This window comes from Sulfurimonas denitrificans DSM 1251 (assembly GCF_000012965.1).
Classification (GTDB): Bacteria; Campylobacterota; Campylobacteria; order Campylobacterales; family Sulfurimonadaceae; genus Sulfurimonas; species Sulfurimonas denitrificans.
Genome location: NC_007575.1, coordinates 925,131 through 947,555 on the forward strand (window position 1 = coordinate 925,131; position 22,425 = coordinate 947,555).

The following is a 22,425-nucleotide window of genomic DNA, read 5'->3' on the forward strand; positions in this document are numbered from 1 at the left end:
TATGTAGATTAAAGTCTCTCTCCAAGTGCAATTGCGCTCTTTATGGCGTTTATGTAGCTTAGCGTTTTAGCTTTTTTCTCATAAGCGATATCAAAAGCTGTTCCATGATCTACTGAGGTTCTTATGATTGGTAGATTTAGTGAGACATTTATACTCTCATCAAAATAGAGTGCTTTGAGCGGTGCTAATCCTTGATCGTGATACATGGCAATAAAGTATTTAAACTTTTCTCTTATGTGTGGAGTAAAAGCTATATCTGGAACTAATGGACCTATAAATTGCTCAAAACATACTTTTTTATTTGCACTTTTTATAGCTTTTGTGATTATCAGCTCTTCATTTCCAAGAACTCCATTATCTCCAGCATGTGGGTTTAATCCAAGAACGGCTACTCTCTCATTTGGTACTGAGTTATTAAAATCTAAAAAAAACTGTTTTAACTTTTTATATTTTATGGATGAAGCGACATCTTTTAGCGGGATATGTTCGCTAAAAAGAGCGACAAACATCTTTTGGCATCCAAGCATCATAATGGCATCTCTCTTGAAGTGCTCACGAAGCAAGTCGGTGTGACCTTTGTATTTGAGTCCAGCTAACATCCAAGCTTCTTTGTGAATAGGCATAGTTACAACAGCATCGGCTTTTTTTTGCTCACACAAAGATATGGCATGAATGAAAGAGTCATAAGAGTATCTGCCAGAATCTTTATCAACGCACCCTTTTTTTACAGCAAACTCTCCGCCAACCTCTGATATTTCAAAATTTGATGGTATTTTGTAATTTAAAAGAGTTGATGCTTGATTTAACATGTAAGAGTTTATGCAGTAAAGAGGAGCGCAGAGTTTTGAGACCTCTTCATGTGCTTTTATGGCTATCTCAATTCCGACGCCGTTTAAATCTCCAACACTTATAGCAATGCGCACTTTGCTCATCGGCTTGTTAATCTTTTCATCTCTTTTACAGCTTCGCCTAAACCACTAAATATACTTCTGGCAACTATGCTTTGACCGATATTTAGCTCTGTTATCTCAGCTATTTTCATCATCTCATGAACATTATGGTAGTTTAGTCCATGCCCAGCAGCAACTTCAAGACCGATTTTTTTTGCATGTTTTGCGGCTTCATCTATTGCTAAGATGGACTTCTCAAGTCTGATGGAAAGCTCATGGCGAGGGAGTTCTAACTCTTTTATGGAGTGATTGGAGTGCGGAAGTGAGGAGCTAAGCATCGCATAGAGATTTGCAAAAGCCCCAGTATGAAGCTCAACCATCTCAGCGCCTAGCTCTTTTGACTTCTCAACAGCTTCTATGGTTGGGTCTATAAAGAGTGATACAGGTATAAGATAGTCATGTAAAAGCTCTATCGCATAAGCTATTTCATCTTCATGCCCTACAACATCAAGTCCACCCTCGGTTGTTACCTCTTCTCTCTTCTCAGGAACTAAAGTAGTGCGGTGAGGCTTCAAGTCAGTTACGATATCTAAAATAGCTCTGTTTATGGAGCACTCTAGGTTTACACCTACGTTAGAGTATTTCATGATAGCGTACGCATCAGCGTCTTGTATATGTCTTCTATCTTCTCTGAGATGGATAGTTATCTGGTCTGCTCCGTTTTGTGTGGCAACATAAAGAGCGTTTAAGATGTCTGGGTCATTTACTTTTCTAGCTTCTCTTAAAACCGCTACATGGTCTATGTTTACGCCTAATTTCATACTGTTCAAATTAAACCTACCTATTTTCTATGAAGAGGATGTTGGTAATCATTTCTCTCACATGCACTAAAGGTACTCATAACGCCAAGCGCTAAAAGTGCCATTAAAATAATTTTTTTCATTATAAATCCTTTAAAAAGTTTGCCCAATTATATCATTGATACTATTTACATCGTCTGTATTGGCAAAACAACTCTTATCTCCACATATCATAAAACCTTTATCTTCAGAGACTTTTTTAAATATAAAAGGATAGTCTAAAGAGGCTATTTTTAGGGCGTTTGACTCTAAGTTTTTCTGCTCTGATTTTACAACTCTATCACCCCTTAAGTAGCGCAACATTTGGCGTAACATGTAAGGGTAGATAACAGGTCTTCTTCCTAACTCGTATGAGTTGTATTCTAGCGTTTTAAAGGCAAAATGGTTATATTTCTCATCTTCTAAAAGAGTGCTTAAAGAGAGCAGAACGTCAACTATTATGGAAACTGAACTTGTGTAAGTATTGTCAGATATTTCCGCTTTTGTCTCAAACTCTCCAACGCTAAATCTCCATGTTCCTTTATCATAAAACTTCTCAAGCGCTATGTTTGTTAAGTGCTGTGCACGGATAAGATATAGTTCATTTTGAGTCGCATTATATGCTTCAATAAGAGCAAGAGAGAGGTAAGCATAATCCTCTAAAAAAGCCTCAACTTTAGGGCTTTTATGAATAAGTGTTGTGTGGTAAAGCTTACCCTCAATGAGCATTGTATCTAAGAGTGCATTTAGCGAGTTTATAGCTCTTTGTGTATAGCTGGAGTCGATTTTACCCAAGTTAAAGAGCGCTTTTATCATCATGCTTGACCATGATGTTTGGATTTTTTTGTCAATAAAAGGGTACTCTCTTTTGCTTCTTAGAGTTTGAAGAAGTCTTTTTATTTCACTAAAACCTTCAATTCCGTCTTCATCTATAAATCTTATAATGTTTTTTCCCTCAAAATTTCCATTTTTTGTGACACTCAGTGCATCTAAAATAACCTCTATATTTGAGTAGTTATTTTCCCTTAAAAGGTTGTAAATTTCTTCATAACTATATACAAAGTAAGTTCCCTCTTCGCCCTCGCTATCGGCATCACTAGCACTATACATAAGGTTGTCTTCACTCATAAAGTTATGCCAAAAATCAGCACACTCTTTGGCAATATGTAAAAAACTCTCATCGTTATAAGAGAGATAAGCGTTTGTGTAGATTTCACAAAGCAGGGCGTTATCGTAGAGCATCTTCTCAAAATGCGGTACTAACCATTTATCATCAACGCTGTATCGGCAAAATCCGCCATCAACAAGGTCGTACATGCCGCCTTGTTTCATCATACGCAGTGTGTGCAAAAATATAGCTTTTGCAGCTTTGTCATCGTAAAGCTTATCTATTACATGTAGAGTACCTAAAGTGCTAACATGAGGAAATTTTGGCGAGTGAGAAAAGCCACCATAAGTTGTTTCATAGTTATTTTTAACTTGAAGCATAAAGTTTTTTACAAAATCCTCTTTTAAAACTGTTGCCTCTTTTGGGTGCTCTTTATTATTTAAAAAGTTCTCTATCTCATCTGCATTTTTAAAAAGTTGCTCATCGTTGCTAGAGATTTTATCTGCTATTAATTTTGTAAGTTCAATAAACCCCATCCCCTCGATACTTCCCTCTCTTGTTTGGGGAGCTATGTATGTTCCTGCAAAAAATGGCTTGTTATGTGGCGTACAAAAGATAGAAGTTGGCCATCCGCCTGCACGTCGGTTTAATAACATGTAAACTTCTTGATAATGTTTGTCAATATCTGGGCGCTCTTCTCTGTCAACTTTTATGCTGATAAAGTGTTTATTTAATATATCTGCGCACTCTTGATTTTCAAAAACATTCTCCTCCATAACATGACACCAGTGGCATGAAGAGTAGCCAATGGAGATAAAAATAGCTTTGTTTTCATCTTTTGCTTTTTTAAAGGCTTCATCACACCATGGATACCAATCAACAGGGTTGTCTTTGTGCTGTTGTAGGTAAGGGGAGTCCTCTTTTTGTAATCTGTTTGACATGATTATCTCTATTTTTAAATTTTTTGTAGATTAGATAAATATTGCTAATTTTGCGCTTAAATAATGAGCTTAAGTTTTATGATAAGAATTTAGTACCAAATTTGGAATTTTCATAAAGTTTACACTTAAAATGTTATAATTTACTCACATTTACAAATTTGGACAATTAATTCATGAAAAAAATCATTCTGTTTCTACTCTCATCCATTGCACTCCTAGCAGTATCACCTAAATTTTTAATGCCTGATGAGGCATTTGCGCCATCGGCTACTCTAAATGAAAAGACCCAACTAGAGGCGAGAATAGAGCTTGGAAAAGATATATATCTTTATGAAGAAGCTATCAAGCTTGAGCTAAAAAACTCAGATGGTATAAAGATAAAAGATATTGTATCTCCCAAGAGCGTTGAGCATCACGGCGATAAGGTCTTTCTTGAATCTCCAACTTTTTTAATAACTCTAAGCAAAGATTCACATGTAAGCGGAATAAAAAATATTACACTTGATTTATCATTTCAAGGATGCTCAGAGCAGGGGCTTTGTTATGAGCCAGATACAAAATCTTTTACTTTTGATATAGACTCTTCAAAGCTTGAGGTGGATAAAGATAATCTCTCAAAAATAGAGATAAAAACAGAAGCTAAGGTAGAGAAAAAAGAGCTCTCAGAGAGTGACTCAATAGCAGATACTATAAAAGATGGAAGTATCGCTCTTATCTTAGCAACATTTTTAGGTTTTGGGCTTCTTTTGGCACTTACTCCATGTACTTTCCCGATGATTCCTATCATCTCTGGTATTATCATCTCCCAAGGAGAGGGAATAACTACAAAAAAAGCTTTTATGCTCTCTTTAGTTTATGTTCTAGCAATGGCGGCAGCATACACAATAGCTGGAGTTTTAGCAGGATTATTTGGCTCTAATCTTCAAGCATCTCTTCAAGCACCATGGGCAATATATACATTTTCTGCAATTTTTGTAGCCTTAGCACTTAGTATGTTTGGCTTTTACGAGTTAAAGCTACCTGACTCTTTTGTTGCAAAGATAAGCTCAAACCGTAGCTCAAACCGCAACGGGTATGTAGGTGTAGCTATAATGGGCTTTTTATCAGCACTTATCGTTGGACCTTGCGTTGCTGCTCCTCTTGCAGGTGCGTTGGTTTATATTGGGCAAACAGGCGATGCGCTACTTGGTGGTGCGGCTCTTTTTGCTATGAGTATCGGGATGGGACTTCCACTTATCTTAGTTGGTGTGAGCGCTGGTAAGTTTATGCCTCGCCCTGGCGCATGGATGACTATGGTTAGCGCTGTATTTGGTGTTATGATGCTTGGTGTTGCTATTTGGATGCTTGAGCGTGTTGTAGATGAGAGTATAATCGCACTTCTTAGTGTAATGCTTGGAATTGGTTTTGCTACCTATTTTGGAGCTTTTGACAAAGAAGCACATGTATTTAGAAGAACTATCTCTATCCTTGTTTTTATCTATTCAGTATCTCTGTTTGTTGGCTTAATGGCAGGAGCTGTAAATATGCAAAAGCCCTTAGAGTTTTTAAAATCTTCTTCTAATGGTAGCGCTCAAAGCGTTAAATCTGCACATTTAGATTTTAAAAATGTAACCACTATCTCTGAGTTAGATTTACTCTTAAATAAAAATATTGGTAAAAAGATTATTCTTGATTTTAGTGCCGAGTGGTGCGCTGTTTGTAAAGAGCTAGATAAAAAAACATTCTCAGATGAAGCGGTTAAAGCAAAGATGAGTGAGTTTGTACTTATCCGCGCTGATGTTACACAAAATAGTGATGAACAAAAAGCGCTAAGTAAAAAATATGGTGTTTTTGGTCCACCTGTAATCATCTTTTTTGATAAAGAATCAAACGTAATAAGCTCAAAAACAGTAGTTGGTTTTATAGAAGCCGATAAGTTTTTACAACATTTAAATAACATCTAAAAATAAAATATGTGCTAGAATTACCAAAAAATTATGAAAAGGAAGAGATATGAAGCAAGTTGAAAATGTTTGTGACCTTAAAGTGTTAAAACTTTCTTTACTCTCTAAGCCTTGTTATTGCAATATATTTTTTGCTTTAAAAACAAGACTCTCTCTTTTGATAAATCATTTTATCCCTCGTTGCCCATACTACACAACTTACTTTGCGTTTAGACGCACTGGCGTACATCCCCCGCTTTAAATATCTTTTTTTTCAAAATCATCATAAAAAACAAAATAAAAAAATAGTAGTACAAGGATATTTACATGTCAAAAAATTACATAGTTGGTTTTCCAAGAATTGGGGAGCAAAGAGAGTTAAAAAAGGTTTTAGAAGAGTTTTGGGCTAAAAAATGCTCATTTGAAGATGTACAAACAGTAGCAAAAGAGCTAAAAAAGAGACACTGGGAGTATCAAAGAGATGCTGGAATTGAGTTTATAAGTTCAAACGATTTTTCTCTCTATGACAATATGCTCGACACCTCTGTTATGTTAGGTGCGATTCCAAAAAAATTTAAAAACTTAAAAAATGAAGAGCTTTATTTTGCAATGGCAAGAGGCAATGCTTCAAGCGTAGCTATGGAGATGACAAAGTGGTTTAACACAAACTACCACTACATAGTTCCAGAGCTTGAGCCAAGTGATAGTTATAAACTTGATGCCTCAAAGATTGTAAATGAGTACAATGAAGCAAAAAGCTTAGGCATAAAAACAAAGATAAATATCATCGGACCTATAACATATCTTGGGCTTAGTAAAAGAGCAGATGGTGGCGACACTTATGAGCTTTGGGGCAAAATAGTCCCGATTTATGAGGAGCTTGTTAAAACTATAGCTACTCTTGATGATGAGATTACTATTCAGATAGATGAGCCTATCTTTGTAAAAGAGCCAAACACAAAAGTGCTTAGTCTTATAAAACCTACTTACGATAGACTTTGCGCAGTTTCACCAAACATAAAAATTGCGGTTGTTACATATTTTGAGCACTCAAACGAAGCGACAAAAGTTTTAGTTCATACGCCTATCTGGGCACTAGGGCTTGATTTTTTATATGGAGATGAAAATCTAAACTCACTTGAAATTATCGCTTCAAGTGGTAAAAAGGTTATAGCTGGAGTGGTTGATGGAAGAAATATTTGGAGATGTGATATAGCAAAAACCATTGCACTTTTACAAAATATCTCAAAAATTGTAAAAAAAGAGAATATTTTGCTTAGCTCATCTTGTTCGCTTCTTCACACACCTTTTACTCTAAAGTATGAAGATAAAATGGATAAAGATATAAAAGAGTGGTTAAGCTTTGCTCTTGAAAAACTCTCTGAAATTTCACTTATCTCAAAAATATTTTTTGATGGTGAGGGTAGCATAAACGAGAGAGAAAAAGAAGCTTTGATAAATAATGAAGAGGCAAACAAAAGTAGAAAAAACTCGCCTCTTATTCATGATAGAGCTGTGCAAGAGAGAGTGCAAAATCATACTAAATTTCAAAGAGATGGTATATCTAGCGAAAGAATTGCACTTCAAAGAGAGATTTTTGGATATAAAGATTTAGTCACAACGACTATAGGCTCGTTTCCTCAAACGCCTGAACTTAGACGTACGAGAAGTGATTTTAAAAACTCTCTTATCTCAAGGGATGAGTATGAAAAAGAGATAAAAAAATATATAGATGAGTGTGTGCTGTTTCAAGAAGAGTGCGGACTTGAAGTTTTAGTTCACGGTGAGCCAGAGAGAAACGATATGGTTGAGTATTTTGGTGAGCAGTTAAGTGGATACGGATTTACACAAAACGGCTGGGTTCAAAGCTATGGAAGCAGATGCGTGAAACCGCCCTTTATCTATGGAGATATTAGCAGACCTAAGCCTATGACTGTGGATTGGACAACTTATGCGCAAAGCAAAACAGAGCGTATCATGAAGGGAATGTTAACTGGACCTGTGACTATACTTAACTGGTCATTTGTGCGAGATGATATGCCAAGAGGAGAAGTTTCAAAGCAGATAGCTGTTGCTCTTAGTGATGAGATAGATGATTTGCAAAGAGCAGGTATAAAAATCATACAGGTTGATGAAGCGGCATTTAAAGAGGGGTATCCGCTAAGAAATGAGAAGATAAAAATATATGAAGCGTGGGCAACAAGAGACTTTAAGATAGCCGTTGGCAGTGCAAAAAAGGAGACGCAAATCCATACTCACATGTGCTATAGCGAGTTTAACGATATCATAAATACCATAGAAGATATGGATGCAGATGTAATAACAATAGAGACTGCAAGAAGTGGTAATGAGTTGCTTAAAATCTTTAAAAAAGTAGGATATACAAAAGAGGTAGGTCCAGGAGTTTATGATATACACAGCCCAAGAATCCCAAGTGTAGAGGAGATTGTGTCACAAATAGAACTTCTGCTTGAGGTTTTGCCAAAAGAACAACTTTGGATAAATCCTGATTGTGGATTAAAAACAAGAAAATGGGAAGAGGTAAAACCAAGTTTAAAAAATATGGTTGAAGCTGTTAGTATCATAAGAAAAAAGTTAAGCGTTTAACTTTAAAAAAAGAGTCTCTTTGTAAAAAAAGCAAAGAGACTTTTATCTATTTTATATTGCTAGAAGCCACAAAAGAGGCTAGTTTTTTGATAAATTCATTAGGATTAGTGTCAGCTATCTCTTGGGCTAGAATTTTATCTGCTCCATCACCGAGTATCTTTTTAAACACGGCTTTAATATCTTCTATATCGCCTCTGTTTTCAAGTCTGCGTCTAAGACCTATTGCGTTTAAGCCTTTTATAGTGGCTTTGTTGCCCTCAACTAGCATGAATGGTGGAATATCACTATCTACAACAGATGCACCGCCAATCATAACTCCTGTTCCTATTGTGTTGTTTGCTTCTATCACGCTAAATCCGCCAAGAATAACTCTATCTTGACATTTCACGTTTTCATAAAGTCTTACCGCATTTGTTACGATACAAAAATCACCAAGCTCTACTCCGCTAAAAACCTGAACATAGCCCATCAAAAAGTTATTTGCACCGATAATGATTTTTTTGTTGCTTCCATCTTCGCTCTCTTGAGCGCCTATTTGTGTAAACTCTCTGATATGAGTTTTTTCACCTATTTTGATATCTGAAATATCGCTTCCAATAGTTGAAAAACTGAAAATTTTTACACCCTCATCAACCTCTAGTTTTCCTCTTAATATAATGTTTGATTGTAAGATGACACCATCTTTAAGCTCTACATTTTTGCCTATATGACAAAATGGACCTATGATTACGTTAGAAGCTATTTTTGCACCATTTTCAATGATAACGCTAGAGTGTATGTTATTTTGGTTTTGTGACATTATTTGCTCGCAATTTCTAATGTAATTATGCTATCTTCAATTGAGGCTAAAGAGCCTCTGTCTCCACTCTCTAAGTAGTTTATAAACGCTTCAAGCTCATCACTAAGAGCATTGCTTCTATTTACAAAACAGCTTTTAGTTATATGTGAAGATGGATTTATATTTACACGCTCAGTGAGTGTTTGTGATAGTAAATCAGCTTCAAAAAACTTGATTTTACTATGTTCATCAACTCTACATGTAACACTTATGGCTCTTTTTCTGTACGGTGTAAGCCAATTTGTGGATATGTCTCCGATGATATTTCCATCTAGTTCAAACGCTAAGATGGCATTGTCTTCATGAGTTTTATGAATTTTTTGAGATTTAAAAACAGCACTTTTTACTATCTCTTTTTTTGTGATAAATCTAATCAAATCGCTATCATGAACAGACAAATCCGTCAAAATTCCAACATCAGCAATACGTTCTGGAAAAGAGCCACTTCTAACAATGGAGATAGATAAAATTTCATGCTCTTTTATCTCATTTATAAGAGATTTTACAACAGGATTATATCTCTCAATATGTCCTACACAACTTTTTATGCCACTCTTCTTTACTACATGTAGTATCTCTTTTGCATCTGCAACACTAGAAGCTGCTGGCTTTTCTATAAAAATATCAACACCACGTAATGCACACTTTAGAGCTGCTTCTTTATGCAGAAATGTTGGTGTTACAATGATGAGAGCATCGGGCTTTATCTCTTCTAACATCAAATCTAAATCATAGTAAAACGGCTCTTCAAAGTCGCCATTTTTAACAACATCACAAAGAGCAACTATTTTTGTCAAAGGCATCTGCTTTAGCGTGTTGTAGTGGTTTCTCCCCATTACACCAAGTCCGAGAATTGCAATTTTTCTCAATTATTAACCTTTGATAGCTTGAACAACAAAATCTTGTTCCGTTTCACTTAAAAAAGCGCTCATAGGAAGTGACATAATCTGCGTAGAGATTAATTCGCTAATAGGAAAATCACCCTCGCCATAGCCTAAATGTTTAAAAGCCTCTTGAAGATGAAGAGGTACAGGGTAGTGAACAGCAGTTGGAACTCCAAGAGCAGATAATTTTGCAACCATCGCCTCTCTATCTTTTACTCTGATTGAGTATTGCGCATATACGCTTATGTTTCCCTCTGAGATTTTAGGAGTGATAACATCTGCATCTTCAAGTAAATCACTATATCTGCTGCCTATCTCATCCCTTAGGTTCGCTTCTTCTTCAAAATGTTTCAGTTTAACATTTAAAATTGCTGCTTGAATTGCATCAAGACGACCGTTTATTCCTATATATTTGTGCTTATATCTCTCATTTTGACCATGATTTAATAGCATTCTCATTTTTAAGGCTAATTCATCATCACTTGTAAATATGGCTCCGCCATCGCCATAAGCTCCAAGCGGTTTGGAAGGAAAAAAACTTGTACATGCGATAGTTGAGAGGTTGCATGATTTTTTATCAAAATATGATGCTCCAAAGCTTTGACAAGCATCTTCGATTACTATTAGGTTATGTCTTTTTGCAATATCATTGATTTTGTCCATGTCTGCACATTGACCATAAAGTGAAACTGGAATAATTGCTTTTGTTCTATCAGTTATAGCCGCTTCAATTTTTGAAGGGTCTATATTGTAACTCTCTTCATCAATATCAATAAAAACACTCTTAGCACCCAATAGAGCAATAACTTCAGCAGTTGCGATAAAAGTAAATGGAGTTGTAATTATCTCATCGCCATCGCCAATATCAAGAGCCATAAGAGCCAAAAGAAGCGCATCTGTTCCGCTGCTGCAACCAATTGCATGTTTTGCACCAGTATAAGCTGCTAAATTTTTCTCTAATTTGTCTAATTTTTCTCCGCCGATAAACTGCGCTGAATTAAAGACTTCCATAACTTCACTGTTTATCTCTGTCTCGTATTTTTTGTATTGTGCTTGTAGGTCTATAAAGTTTATTTTCATTTAGTTTTTTATCCTAATAATTAAATCTATTTAAGATTTTTCGACGATTTTCGCAACTGTTTTTGAACTGCCATGTTTCAAATAACCTCTGAGAGATTTTGAATCACTCAAAAATTTCTCTCTATCATACTCATTGTACGATTTTAATAGATTCTCTAGCGTTACATCTTTTTGTATAAATTCAGGGTGAAGCACTCCGTCTTTAAACTTTGAAAACATAATATTTGCAAGCCCGATATGCTCTAACTTAACAAGTCTGCTTGCAATAAAATAATCAAGCCCCTTAGCAATAAATGTCAAGATAAAAGGCGTACCAATAAGTGATGCTTCCAACGTTGCCGTTCCGCTACATATAAAAGCAAAATCAGCTTCAAGGAGCGTCTCATGCGTCTCGTAAGCTATTTTAAAACCTGCAAGATTACCATAAACTTCTTTTATATCTTCTTTAGAAAAGTGTTTTGGAATAATGATAATTGACTCTGCATCAAGTTTTTTTTGAAGTTCTCTAAAGATAGGAAGAAGCTTTTTTATCTCTGCTTTTCTGCTCCCAGGCATAAAGACTATTTTTTTTACTTCTTCTCTTAGAGTCTCTTTGAACTCACATATCTGATCAAGTAGCGGATGTCCAACATAAGTAATTGGCGCAGTTTTAGAGTAGTAATCTTTTTCAAATGGTAAGATAGAAGCAAGATGGTCTATGGTTTTTTCTAAGATAGGAATCCGCTTTTTTTTCCAAGCCCACGCTTGAGGCAAGATATAGTAGATTATCTCTTTGTTGGGGTATTTTTTTTTGATTTTTTTAGCAAGTGGGAGATTAAACCCTGAAGAGTCTATCAGCAAAACTTTATCAACATCTTTAGCTAAATTAAGCATCTCATTATTTAGTTTTATAAAAAAGAAGAGCTTCTTTATTGCATCTACAAATCCCATGATTGCTAGTGCTCTTAAATCAACTATGCTCTCGCCCAAATCTCTATCAAAAATCCCGATAAACTCTACATCACTGCTTAACTCTTTTTTTAGAGATTTTAGATGAATATTTGCGGAGTGTTCAAGCGCACTTACTAAAATCTTCATGAGCCACCATCTCCCTCTCTATAAAACTTGTCATCGTACTTTTTTTTACTCTCTTCTTTAACGAACTCATACATATACGTTGTAAGATTTTCTATATCTTCATCGCTTAAATTCAGAGCAAAAGGAATCATCATATCTTGTTGCTGATTTTCAGATATTTTTGAGCGAAATCTCTTTAGTTTGTATGACATGTAGCCTTTTGCACGGTTGGCGAGATATGGATAGTTGTGCATCCCCTCCAAATCTCTTCCATGGCAACTAAAACACCCATTTTTTAGATATACATTTTTTCCTAGCTCGTATGGCGTTGAAGCTTTTGTAAACGAGATAAGGAATAGAAGAAAAAATAAAAAACGCAATTCTAAGCCTTTGTTGTTTATAATTTTAGCATTATACCAAATCCATTTTTTTAAAGAGGGCAGTGTTTATGATTTTCAAGAGTGCAACTATATGCGAGGCTAACGGCGAGAGAGTCTGTGATGTAAGAGTAGAAGATGGGATTATTGCAGAGATTGGCACAGATATAAAAGGCGAAAATATAGTAGATGCAAAAGGCTGCTATCTTCTACCGCTTTTGGTTGATATAAATATAAAAACACCAGATTCTAATCTAAATGCTAAAAATATAAAAATAGTCTCAACCGAAGCATTAGCTGGTGGAATAGGGCATATTGTACTAAATCCAGATTCTACTCCTGCAATTGACAATGAGATAGTTTTAGAGTTTGCCCAAAATGGACTCCATGAGCTACGTGGTGCAAAAGTTGATTTGATGATTAACACACTAAAAGAGGATACAACACTTAGCAATATTGCAATTTTACTAAAACGTGGAGCCATCTCGCCTTATATGAGTACAATTGCAAAAAATGATGTAGCTATAAAGATAGCACAGTATGCTCAAATGTATGGAGTAACTATCTTTTGTAAAGCCGAAGATAACTCGCTAATCTCAAGCGGAGTTATGCTAGATGGCGATGTTAGCTCTAAGTTAGGTCTTGCTGGAATTCCTGATTTGAGTGAAGTGTTACATGTATCTCGTATGATTGAGATTGCAAGACACTTTAAGATAAAGATACTTTTCAAAGCTATAGCTTCTCCACGCTCAATATATCTTATAAACAAAGCAAAATCTGAGGGTGTAAACGTTACATGTGAAGTCTCTATTCATCATATTTTAAACTCTGATGAGTCTTGTAAAGGCTTTAACACTACAGCAAAACTAAATCCGCCACTAGCTTCAAAAACAGATATGTTACTTCTTCAAGAAGCACTTAAAAACTCTCAAATTGACATACTGACAACACTTCATCAACCAAGCTCTCCGCTAAGAAAAGAGGTCGCTTTTTATGACGCTGCTTACGGGTGCGATGGGCTTTTACATGCTATGAGTCTTTACTATACCAAGCTTGTAAAGAGTAAGATGATAACAATGAGCAGACTACTAGAGTTGTGTGTGATAAATCCTCTCCAAGCGATAGGGCAAGATGGCTCAGAGATAAAGGTTGGAGCAAAGGCCTCTTTTATGCTTTTTGACCCAAATAAAAAGGTAATTATAGATGAAAAACTCTCTCTATATAATGGCGAGGAACTTTATGGAGAAATTAGAGAAGTTTTTAACGACTAATATGATAATATTCCAAAAAAAATACAAGGAAATAAAATGCTACATGAATACCGTGATATCATAACTCATATGAAAGAGAGTGGAAATGAAAATGCTCATTTTTTAAGAATCTTCAACAAGCATAATGAACTAGATGACAAGATAATAAAAGCTGAAAAAAATGAAATTATACTTACAGATTTGGAAATTGAGACTCTTAAAAAAGAGAAACTAATGCTTAAAGATGAGGCTTACTCTATTCTTGTAAAATACAAAAAAGAGCACAATCTATAATCCATCATTATGATGGATTAGCCTCTTTTTCTATAAAATTCTGCTTTAAATTCTGCATATTTATCTTCTAAAATCGCCTCTCTAGCTTCTCTCATTAAGTTTAAATAATAGTGTAAATTGTGTATAGTCGCAAGTCTGAAGTATGCTATCTCACGAGAGCGAAAAAGATGGTTTAGATAAGCTCTTGAATATCTCTTACATGTAAGACATTCACACTCACTATCAACAGGTTGTGCATCCTCTTTATAAGTTGCCCCTTTTATGTTTAACCTACCAAATGATGTAAAGAGCGTTCCGTTTCTCGCATTTCTAGTTGGCATAACGCAGTCGAACATATCTATTCCACGCTCTATATTTTCTATTAAATCCTCAGGAGTTCCTACTCCCATCAAATAGCGCGGCTTATCTTTAGGCATATATTTAACCGTGTGTTCTACTGTGTCGTACATCTCATTATTTAACTCACCAACACTAAGACCACCGATAGCAAAACCATCAAAATCAAGCGCACATAGTTCAGTCGCACTCTTTGTACGAAATGCTTTGTCTGTTCCGCCTTGAATAATTGCGAAGATATTTTGCTCTGCACCGATTCCCTCTTTTTGTTTTTTTCTAAAATACTCAATGCTCTCTTTTGCCCACGCAGTAGTTCTCTCAATGCTAAGAGCAATGCGCTCCCCAGTTGCTGGAAGTGCCACTAAGTCATCTAAAATCATCATGATGTCGCTTCCTAGATTGTGCTGAATATCTATAACCTTTTTTGGAGTAAAAAAGTGTTTTGAGCCATCAATGTGTGAGCGAAACTCTATCCCATTTTCTGATGCTTTAGAGATATCACTAAGACTAAACGCCTGAAAACCGCCGCTATCTGTTAAAAAACTCTTTGGATATGTAGTAAAGCCATGAAGCTTGCCCATCTTCGCAACCGTCTCATCCCCAGGGCGAAGATACATGTGGTAAGTATTTGCCAAAATTATCTCAGCACCAAGGAGATCTAAAACATCCTCCATATCAAGAGCCTTCACGCTCCCAAGAGTCCCAACAGGCATAAAAACAGGAGTTTTAATAGTTGAGTGAGCAGTTTTAATGGTACAAGCACGAGCATTTTTTGAAGTAGCTTCTAAAGTAAATTCCATAAATATTATTCCTAAAGCATATAATTTTTTGACATTATAACATTAACTGAAATTTCTGGCTTCTATGCTCTGCTTGGGATAGTATGTCTTGGTTTATTATTTTGTTCTGACAGATCGCTGACACTATTTTTTTTTATAGCATTGAAACTATTATGCTAATATATTATCAGAGTGTAATTTTTTAACTATCCTCGCTCCCAAGTTGCGAGACAGTGAAAGAACTTTAGAACGAGGAGAAGTAGAACTTAGCAAACGAGGAATATAGTAACAAAATAGATTAAGTACACTTAGGGTAAAATCCACGAAAATTTTTCTAAAAGGTCTATTTATGGCAACTATTGGAATGGGTGATATCAAAAAGAATATTCGTCTTATTATTGGTGAAGTACCTTGTAAAGTTATTGAGTTTCAACATGTAAAACCAGGTAAAGGTGCTGCATTTGTTCGTATGAAAGCGAAGAGTTTTCTTAATGGAAGAGTTTTTGAGAAGACTGTCCATGCTGGGGATAAGTTTGAAGTTCCTGAGATAACTTTTAAAACTATGCAGTATCTTTATGATGATGGCGAGCAGTATCAGTTTATGGATAATGATAGTTATGAGCAGATTGGTCTTAGCTATGAGCAGTGCGATGACGCTTCAAAATGGTTTAAAGATGGAATCCAAGTTGATATGATTTTTTACAAAGGAAATGCCATCTCTGTAAGTGCTCCTGAAGTTATGGAACTACTTATCACAGATACTCCTCCAAACTTCAAAGGTGATACTTCAAGTGGAAGTAAGAAACCTGCAACGCTAGAGACTGGCGCAGTTGTTCAAGTACCTTACCATGTTCTTGAGGGCGACACAATCAGAGTAAATACTGTTGATTGTGAATATCTAGAAAAAGTAAAATAACTACTTTTATATAGTTCTGATACGATAACTTTCGTATCAGTATCTAAAAATCTCTAATTTAACTTAAATTAAGTAAAAAAAAATAATTAATAGATATAATAAATTTTTTCTTAAATAATTTTATATTTGGATTTTAATATGCCTAAAACATTAAAAAATTTTATATTTTCAATTAACATCGTTTTGCTCTCGTCCCTCTTTATAGTTGTTTTACTCTTTACCTCATATCTTCATACTAAATTAGCACAAGAAAATGCAATAAAACACTCAAATATAGTTTCAAATCAGATATTCTCATCTATGTATCAAGTTATGAAAAAAGGGTGGAGCAGAGAAGATTTAAATGAGTTTATGTACTCTATAGAAGAGAATTTTGATGATAGTTACTCTGTTAATATCTATCGTGGAGATAAAATCAAAGAGCTCTTTGGTGAAGTTGAAGAGAAACAAAAAGATGATCTAGCTGCTTCTGTAATGAAAAGTGGTAAAAAATTTACATCTAGCGATATGGGGAAACTTAGAAATATTTTGCCATTAATTGCAAAAACAGAGTGCTTAAGCTGTCATGTTAATGCAAAAGAGGGAGATACGCTAGGTGTTATTGATGTTGAGCAGGATTTCGTTGAAATCATAAAAGAGACATTTTTAAATTATGTCTATTTTTTCCTTATTGTTCTGCCTATATTTATCTTAGGAGCGTATATTAGCTCTAGATATACTACTTCAAAGATAACTGATTCACTCAAACTCTTTAACGCAAAAGTGGAGGGAATTAACTCACTTAATGATTTTAAAGAGTTTGATCCTACTGAGATTGACCTTAGATTTGATGAAGTTAATGCAATTATAATTAATGTCAATGAACTGGCTAAAAAACTAAGAACAATTGCAGTTGATAAAGACCTCTTAGAGTTTGAGGTACAGCTTTTGGATAAGTTTATAATCACCTCAGAGGTTGTAAGGGATTGGCGTGATTTTATAAATGAGCTCTTAATTGATATAAATAAAGTTATGCAGACATATACTCTTATGACTATTTTTAGAATTGGAGACGATCAGTTTGAAGTTGATATTTTTTGGCATGGAATACCAGATTTAGATGTCAAAGAGAAGTTTGAAGAGTATGTAAGGGTATCGGTTGAGAGTAGCAACCACTTTTTAGGATATACAGACTATACAATTCGTCACAACATATCTGAATACAAGATGCATATAGATATAAAAGATTATGAAAAATTTGCGCATAGAACAAAATCGTTATTTTTAGATACTCCTAAAATAGGCGGTATAGTTGGGTTGAGTGTCCAATCAGAGATGGCATCAGATCCAATAAAACATATAGTAATTGATAGTATTTTGACAACTATGGCAAATCTTGTTGGAAGCGTTAAAGCCATAAATAAATATACAAACGATTTGGAATATTATGCTGCGCATGATCCGCTAACATCTCTCTTTAACCAGAGAGTTTTTATAGACTTTTTAGAGTATGAGATAAAGCGTGCAGAGTCACATAACTATGAGTTTGCTCTTATGGTTATAGATTGCGATAACTTTAAACCGATAAATGATAAATATGGGCATGCTTTTGGAGACCAATTTTTACAAGAGTTCTCAAGAGTTCTTTTTGAGTCAAAAAGAAATGAGGATATTCTATCTCGTTATGGCGGTGATGAGTTTACTTTGATTTTACCTGAATGCGGTTTGGAATGCGCTCTTGCTGTCGCACATAAAATTGCAAGAGCTATAGAGGATTTTAAACTATTGACTGCGGATGGAAACTATACAGGAGTTACTGTCTCTATTGGAATATCTATATATCCAGAACATGCAAAAACTCAAAAAGAGTTATTTTTAATAGCTGATGGAATGATGTACAAAGCTAAAGAGGATGGCAAAAACAGCATAAGAGTTCCATCAGGCGATGATATTATATCTGTAGTAAAAGAGCAAAAAGCAAAGAGTGTACTTCTGATGGATGCTGTTGCAAATAATCGTATAGTTCCATATTTTCAACCTATTCAAACCACAGCGAGCGGCAAAAATGAAATTCATGAACTTCTTATGAGAATAGAAGTAGATGGAAGGGTTGTATCTGCTTATGAGTTTATAGAGGTTGCTGAGAGCATGAGTATCATAAACCGTATGGATTTAATGGTTATAGAAAATGCGTTTATTAAAATTAAACAAGAGAATTACAGTGGTATCTTATTTATAAACCTCTCTCCTAAATCTTTGGTTGTTGGCAATTATGCAGATGCTATTACTAAGCTTATAAAAGAGTATGATATTTCAAAAGACAATATTGTTTTTGAAATTACTGAGAGAGAGACTGTTAAAAACTTCTCACTTTTAGAAAAATTTGTAATAAATCTTAAAATGGCTGGTTATAAATTTGCTATTGATGATTTTGGATCTGGATTTTCATCGTTTCACTATATTAAGAAGTTTCCTATTGATTATCTTAAAATTGATGGTGAGTTTATTATCAATATCAATAAAGATAAAAAAGACAGAGCTTTTGTAAATAGTATCTTAACTCTTGCAAAAGAGCTAAATGTTAAGACTGTTGCAGAGTATGTTGAGGATGAAGAGATAGTTAAAACACTAAGAGAAATGGGTGTTGATTATCTTCAAGGTTTCCACATAGGAAGACCGCAAAAGAGCTTTACAATCAGAGATTAAACTCATTTTTACTATAATCATAAGCTTTAAACAATAAGTAAAAAAGGTTATAAAAATGAGTCCTCAACCATTTACCCATCTCCATCTTCATACAGAATACTCTCTTCTTGATGGTGCAAATAAACTAACAAATTTGGTAAAGCAGGTAAAAGAGCTTGGTATGACGAGTGTTGCTATGACAGATCATGGCAATATGTTTGGAGCGATTGATTTTTATCAGCAGATGCGAGCCGCTGGGATAAAGCCTATTATCGGGATGGAAGGTTACATTCATAATGGCGGGAGCATGGATGATAAAAGCTCAAAGCAGAGATTTCATATCTGTCTGTTTGCAAAAAACCAAAAAGGTTATGAAAATCTCATGTACCTCTCTTCAAAAGCTTTCATAGAGGGCTTTTACTACTTCCCACGTATAAATAAAAATGAGCTAAGAGCGCATAGTGAGGGGCTTATATGCACCTCTGCATGTCTTCAAGGCGAGGTAAATTGGCACCTAAACCTATCAAATGAGAGAAATGTTAAAAACGGCGCTCTTGGATATGATGGTGCAAAAGCCGTTGCTCTGGAGTACAAAGAGATATTTGGGGATGATTTTTATTTAGAGCTTATGCGTCATGGGATTGGCGATCAGCTCTTTATAGATGAGCAGGTGTTAAAACTATCTAAAGAGTTAGATATAAAAGTAGTAGCTACAAATGATACACACTATACATTTGCAGAAGATGCACAGTATCATGAAGCTTTTATGTGTATAGGAATGAATAAACTCTACGACGACCCAAACCGTATGCGTCACTCTGTTCATGAGTTTTATCTAAAGAGCCCAGCACAGATGGCGATGCTTTTTGCAGATATTCCTGAAGCTATTGAACATACACAAGAGATAGTTGAGAAGTGCAACTTAGAGCTAAAATTGGGCGACCCAGTTCCTCCAAACTTTAAATTTTCTGCAGAGTATGCACGAAATGATGGGTTAGAGATAAATGGTAGTGATAAGAATGAGATTGATGCTGAGTATTTTGTTTACCGCTGCAAAATAGGGCTTGAGCATCGTTTAGCACATGTAGCCGAGGAGAAACATCAAGAGTATAGAGATAGATTAGATTTTGAGATGAATGTCATAAACTCTATGAAGTTTCCTGGTTACATGTTAATCGTTTGGGATTTTGTCAAAGTTGCCAAAGAGAAGGGCATTGCCGTTGGTCCAGGGCGAGGAAGTGCGGCTGGGAGTTTGGTTGCTTATTCGCTTGAGATTACAGATATTGACCCGATGAAGTATGATTTGCTTTTTGAGAGATTTTTAAATCCTGAGCGTGTAAGTATGCCCGATATCGATATGGACTTTATGCAGGCTCGTCGAGGTGAAGTAATAGATTATGTGGTAGAGAAATATGGACGAAATCAAGTAGCGCAAATTATCACTTTTGGTTCACTTTTGGCAAAAGGAGTAATCCGTGATGTTGCTAGAGTTTTGGATATGCCACTCTCAGAGGCTGACAAAATGGCAAAACTCGTTCCCGATGAGCTTGGAATCACGCTAAATGGAAGAACAAAAAATGGAGAGTTTATAGCTGGAGCTTTTCAAAAAGAGCCAAAATTAAAAGAGTTAATAGATAGTGATGCAAATGCTGCAAGAGTTTGGGAGTTTGCAAAAAAACTTGAAGGATTAAAGAGAAATTCTGGTATTCATGCCGCTGGAGTAGTTATATCAAACGAAGAGTTATGGAAAAAAACGCCTATTTATAAGCCCTCAGGCGAGGATGTTTTTGTAACTCAGTACTCTCTAAACTACCTTGAAGATGTTGATTTAATCAAGTTTGACTTCTTGGGTTTAAAAACTCTTGATGTAATCGATAACGCTATCAAGCTTATAAAGTTTCGTTACAACAAAGATGTGATTTGGCACGAGATAGATGAGAATGACCCTAAGGTTTATGATGTGATTCGCGGTGGAAATACGGTTGGAATGTTTCAGATAGAGAGCTCTGGTATGCAGGATTTAAATAAGCAGCTAAAACCAGATAGTTTTGAGGATTTAATTGCGGTTTTAGCACTTTACAGACCTGGACCGATGGAGTCTGGAATGCTTAAAAGTTTTATAGAAAGAAAGCACGGCAGAGAGAAGATAGAATATACTTTTGATAGTATGGAGCCTATTCTTAAAAATACTTACGGAGTCATCGTTTATCAAGAACAGGTAATGCAGATAGTTCAAACTGTGGGCGGATTTTCTCTTGGTTACTCAGATATTATTCGTCGTTCCATGGGTAAGAAAAAAGATATGTCTGTTTATAACGACGAATTTGCAAAGGGAGCGCAGAGTCAAGGACTTGACTACGCTGAGGCTTCAAAACTCTTTGATATAATCGAAAAGTTTGCTGGGTACGGTTTTAACAAATCTCACTCTGCTGCTTATGCGATGATTACATTTCAGACTGCATGGCTAAAGACATACTATCCAAACGAGTTTATGGCGGCACTTCTTACATCAGACAAAGATAACACCGATAAGGTTGTGCGCTATATTGATGAAACAAAAAGAATGGGTATTGAGCTATCGCCTCCAGACATTTGTGACTCACAACTTGAGTTTTCTGCAATTACAAAAGATAATAGAGAGATAGTTCTCTTTGGTTTAGGTGCTATAAAAGGTGTTGGTGAGGCAGCAGTTTTATCCATTCTCGAGACAAGAGCAGATGGCGGAGAGTTTAAATCACTAGAAGATTTTGTAAATAGAATTGAGCCATCAAAGGTAAATAAAAGAGTAGTTGAGTCCATAATTAAAGCTGGTGGTTTTGATAGATTTGGATTCTCAAGAAAAGCTCTGCTAGATCAGATAGAAAAGATAGTTGACACTGCAAAAGATGCCTCTATGGCTAAAAAAAATGCAGTTGGAAGTCTTTTTGGAGATGATAGTGAGATAACAAGCGTTGAGCTAAAACTGAGTAATTCGCCAGAGTATGAGCTAAAAGAGATTTTAGAGTTTGAAAAAGAGACTATCGGTTTTTATATTTCAGGTCATCCGCTAGATGAGTTTAGAGATAAATTAGATGAGTTGGATTATACGCTCTCCTCAGAACTTGAGAGCGTAAAAGATGGTACCTATGCTATTTTTATAGGCAAAATTGAAGAGATAGTTAAAAAAACATCTAAAAAAGGGTCTCAATTTGGCATAGTAAATCTTATGGATTTTCATGGAAATATTGAGCTTATGCTGTTTTCAGACAAAGTTGATGAACTCCAATCAATGAACTTAAACGAGCCAATAGCCTTTAAGGTAAAGGTAACTCACACAGATATGTTTACAAGAACAAGTGTGAGCAAAATTATGACTCTTAAAGAGGCAAAAAAAGAGACACAAAAGACAAAAAAAGAGGTACGAGAAGCGCCGCTTGAACCGCAAGAGCCGATAAACCTTGCAATAAGATTAGATACAAACATGAGAGTTTTAGAAGATTTGTACCAACTAATTAGACAAAATTCAGGAAACAGAGAACTAAAAATCACGATAATATCAAAACTCCAAAACATAGTTATAGAATCAGCAATAAGAGTTGATTCAAAAATTATCACTCTCTTAGAGGGCAATGAGAGTGTTGATATTTTAGTTTCATAGAGGATAG

16 protein-coding genes are annotated in these 22,425 nt (G+C 35.3%); 7 read left to right on the forward strand and 9 right to left on the reverse strand.

Going from position 1 to position 22,425, the window contains the following annotated elements:
- Window positions 1–8 precede the first annotated feature (8 nt).
- The 3 genes from pdxA to SUDEN_RS04710 all read right to left on the reverse strand — a co-directional run bounded on the left by pdxA (window position 9) and on the right by SUDEN_RS04710 (window position 3,778).
- A complete protein-coding gene (gene pdxA, locus SUDEN_RS04700) occupies window positions 9–932 on the reverse strand; it encodes a 4-hydroxythreonine-4-phosphate dehydrogenase (RefSeq protein WP_011372525.1) in 924 nt (307 codons plus the stop codon).
- Window positions 929–1,711: a pyridoxine 5'-phosphate synthase gene (locus SUDEN_RS04705; protein ID WP_011372526.1), complete on the reverse strand. Its 783-nt coding sequence runs from the start codon at window positions 1,709–1,711 to the stop codon at window positions 929–931. Before SUDEN_RS04705 ends, pdxA begins: the two co-directional genes overlap by 4 nt.
- A 132-nt stretch (window positions 1,712–1,843) precedes the next feature.
- A complete protein-coding gene (locus SUDEN_RS04710) occupies window positions 1,844–3,778 on the reverse strand; it encodes a thioredoxin domain-containing protein (protein WP_011372527.1) in 1,935 nt (644 codons plus the stop codon).
- 173 nt (window positions 3,779–3,951) lie between these two features.
- Between SUDEN_RS04710 and dsbD the strand changes: the two genes are divergently transcribed.
- Both dsbD and metE read left to right on the forward strand, forming a co-directional pair.
- The gene (gene dsbD / locus SUDEN_RS04715; RefSeq protein ID WP_011372528.1) at window positions 3,952–5,721 is read left to right on the forward strand and encodes a protein-disulfide reductase DsbD; all 1,770 of its coding nucleotides are present in this window, start codon (window positions 3,952–3,954) and stop codon (window positions 5,719–5,721) included.
- A 306-nt stretch (window positions 5,722–6,027) separates the two neighbouring features.
- On the forward strand, window positions 6,028–8,307 hold the full coding sequence (gene metE / locus SUDEN_RS04725; protein ID WP_011372529.1) for a 5-methyltetrahydropteroyltriglutamate--homocysteine S-methyltransferase: 2,280 nt from the start codon (window positions 6,028–6,030) through the stop codon (window positions 8,305–8,307).
- Between the two features lie 46 nt (window positions 8,308–8,353).
- Here metE and SUDEN_RS04730 read toward each other — a convergent pair whose 3' ends face one another.
- From SUDEN_RS04730 to SUDEN_RS04750, 5 genes are read right to left on the reverse strand one after another with little or no spacing between them, the layout of a single operon-like run.
- On the reverse strand, window positions 8,354–9,106 hold the full coding sequence (locus tag SUDEN_RS04730; protein ID WP_011372530.1) for an acyl-ACP--UDP-N-acetylglucosamine O-acyltransferase: 753 nt from the start codon (window positions 9,104–9,106) through the stop codon (window positions 8,354–8,356).
- Window positions 9,106–10,014: a Gfo/Idh/MocA family protein gene (locus tag SUDEN_RS04735; protein ID WP_011372531.1), complete on the reverse strand. Its 909-nt coding sequence runs from the start codon at window positions 10,012–10,014 to the stop codon at window positions 9,106–9,108. The genes SUDEN_RS04730 and SUDEN_RS04735 overlap by 1 nt, the downstream gene beginning before the upstream one ends.
- A gap of 3 nt (window positions 10,015–10,017) precedes the next feature.
- Window positions 10,018–11,109, reverse strand: coding sequence for a DegT/DnrJ/EryC1/StrS family aminotransferase (locus tag SUDEN_RS04740; RefSeq protein WP_011372532.1), 1,092 nt, complete (start codon window positions 11,107–11,109; stop codon window positions 10,018–10,020).
- Window positions 11,110–11,139: 30 nt separating this feature from the next.
- Entirely contained in the window at window positions 11,140–12,186 is a 1,047-nt protein-coding gene (gene lpxB, locus SUDEN_RS04745; protein WP_011372533.1) for a lipid-A-disaccharide synthase, read from the reverse strand.
- A complete protein-coding gene (locus SUDEN_RS04750) occupies window positions 12,183–12,545 on the reverse strand; it encodes a c-type cytochrome (protein WP_011372534.1) in 363 nt (120 codons plus the stop codon). Before SUDEN_RS04750 ends, lpxB begins: the two co-directional genes overlap by 4 nt.
- A 68-nt stretch (window positions 12,546–12,613) precedes the next feature.
- Here SUDEN_RS04750 and SUDEN_RS04755 point away from each other — a divergent pair, with 68 nt between their 5' ends.
- Together SUDEN_RS04755 and SUDEN_RS04760 are read left to right on the forward strand one after the other, a co-directional pair.
- Window positions 12,614–13,813, forward strand: a complete 1,200-nt coding sequence (locus tag SUDEN_RS04755) for a metal-dependent hydrolase (protein ID WP_011372535.1) — start codon at window positions 12,614–12,616, stop codon at window positions 13,811–13,813.
- A 36-nt stretch (window positions 13,814–13,849) separates the two neighbouring features.
- The gene (locus SUDEN_RS04760) at window positions 13,850–14,086 is read left to right on the forward strand and encodes a YdcH family protein (RefSeq protein ID WP_011372536.1); all 237 of its coding nucleotides are present in this window, start codon (window positions 13,850–13,852) and stop codon (window positions 14,084–14,086) included.
- Window positions 14,087–14,103: 17 nt separating this feature from the next.
- On the opposite strand, the gene tgt is transcribed toward SUDEN_RS04760, so the two are convergent.
- Entirely contained in the window at window positions 14,104–15,222 is a 1,119-nt protein-coding gene (tgt, locus tag SUDEN_RS04765) for a tRNA guanosine(34) transglycosylase Tgt (protein WP_011372537.1), read from the reverse strand.
- Between the two features lie 328 nt (window positions 15,223–15,550).
- Between tgt and efp the strand changes: the two genes are divergently transcribed.
- The 3 genes from efp to dnaE all read left to right on the forward strand — a co-directional run bounded on the left by efp (window position 15,551) and on the right by dnaE (window position 22,418).
- Window positions 15,551–16,117, forward strand: a complete 567-nt coding sequence (efp, locus tag SUDEN_RS04770; protein WP_011372538.1) for an elongation factor P — start codon at window positions 15,551–15,553, stop codon at window positions 16,115–16,117.
- A 138-nt stretch (window positions 16,118–16,255) separates the two neighbouring features.
- Entirely contained in the window at window positions 16,256–18,802 is a 2,547-nt protein-coding gene (locus SUDEN_RS04775) for a putative bifunctional diguanylate cyclase/phosphodiesterase (protein ID WP_011372539.1), read from the forward strand.
- 55 nt (window positions 18,803–18,857) lie between these two features.
- A complete protein-coding gene (dnaE, locus tag SUDEN_RS04780; RefSeq protein ID WP_011372540.1) occupies window positions 18,858–22,418 on the forward strand; it encodes a DNA polymerase III subunit alpha in 3,561 nt (1,186 codons plus the stop codon).
- The last annotated feature ends 7 nt before the right edge of the window (window positions 22,419–22,425 follow it).

Bases quoted from the DNA above. Each gene is read 5' to 3' on its own strand.
- lpxB (WP_011372533.1), bottom strand. From the start codon at position 12,186: ATGAAGATTTTAGTAAGTGCGCTTGAACACTCCGCAAATATTCATCTA.
- SUDEN_RS04730 (WP_011372530.1), bottom strand. From the start codon at position 9,106: ATGTCACAAAACCAAAATAACATACACTCTAGCGTTATCATTGAAAAT.
- SUDEN_RS04705 (WP_011372526.1), bottom strand. From the start codon at position 1,711: ATGAAATTAGGCGTAAACATAGACCATGTAGCGGTTTTAAGAGAAGCT.
- SUDEN_RS04760 (WP_011372536.1), top strand. From the start codon at position 13,850: ATGCTACATGAATACCGTGATATCATAACTCATATGAAAGAGAGTGGA.
- SUDEN_RS04755 (WP_011372535.1), top strand. From the start codon at position 12,614: ATGATTTTCAAGAGTGCAACTATATGCGAGGCTAACGGCGAGAGAGTC.
- dnaE (WP_011372540.1), top strand. From the start codon at position 18,858: ATGAGTCCTCAACCATTTACCCATCTCCATCTTCATACAGAATACTCT.
- efp (WP_011372538.1), top strand. From the start codon at position 15,551: ATGGCAACTATTGGAATGGGTGATATCAAAAAGAATATTCGTCTTATT.
- SUDEN_RS04775 (WP_011372539.1), top strand. From the start codon at position 16,256: ATGCCTAAAACATTAAAAAATTTTATATTTTCAATTAACATCGTTTTG.
- SUDEN_RS04740 (WP_011372532.1), bottom strand. From the start codon at position 11,109: ATGAAAATAAACTTTATAGACCTACAAGCACAATACAAAAAATACGAG.
- pdxA (WP_011372525.1), bottom strand. From the start codon at position 932: ATGAGCAAAGTGCGCATTGCTATAAGTGTTGGAGATTTAAACGGCGTC.
- tgt (WP_011372537.1), bottom strand. From the start codon at position 15,222: ATGGAATTTACTTTAGAAGCTACTTCAAAAAATGCTCGTGCTTGTACC.
- metE (WP_011372529.1), top strand. From the start codon at position 6,028: ATGTCAAAAAATTACATAGTTGGTTTTCCAAGAATTGGGGAGCAAAGA.
- SUDEN_RS04710 (WP_011372527.1), bottom strand. From the start codon at position 3,778: ATGTCAAACAGATTACAAAAAGAGGACTCCCCTTACCTACAACAGCAC.
- dsbD (WP_011372528.1), top strand. From the start codon at position 3,952: ATGAAAAAAATCATTCTGTTTCTACTCTCATCCATTGCACTCCTAGCA.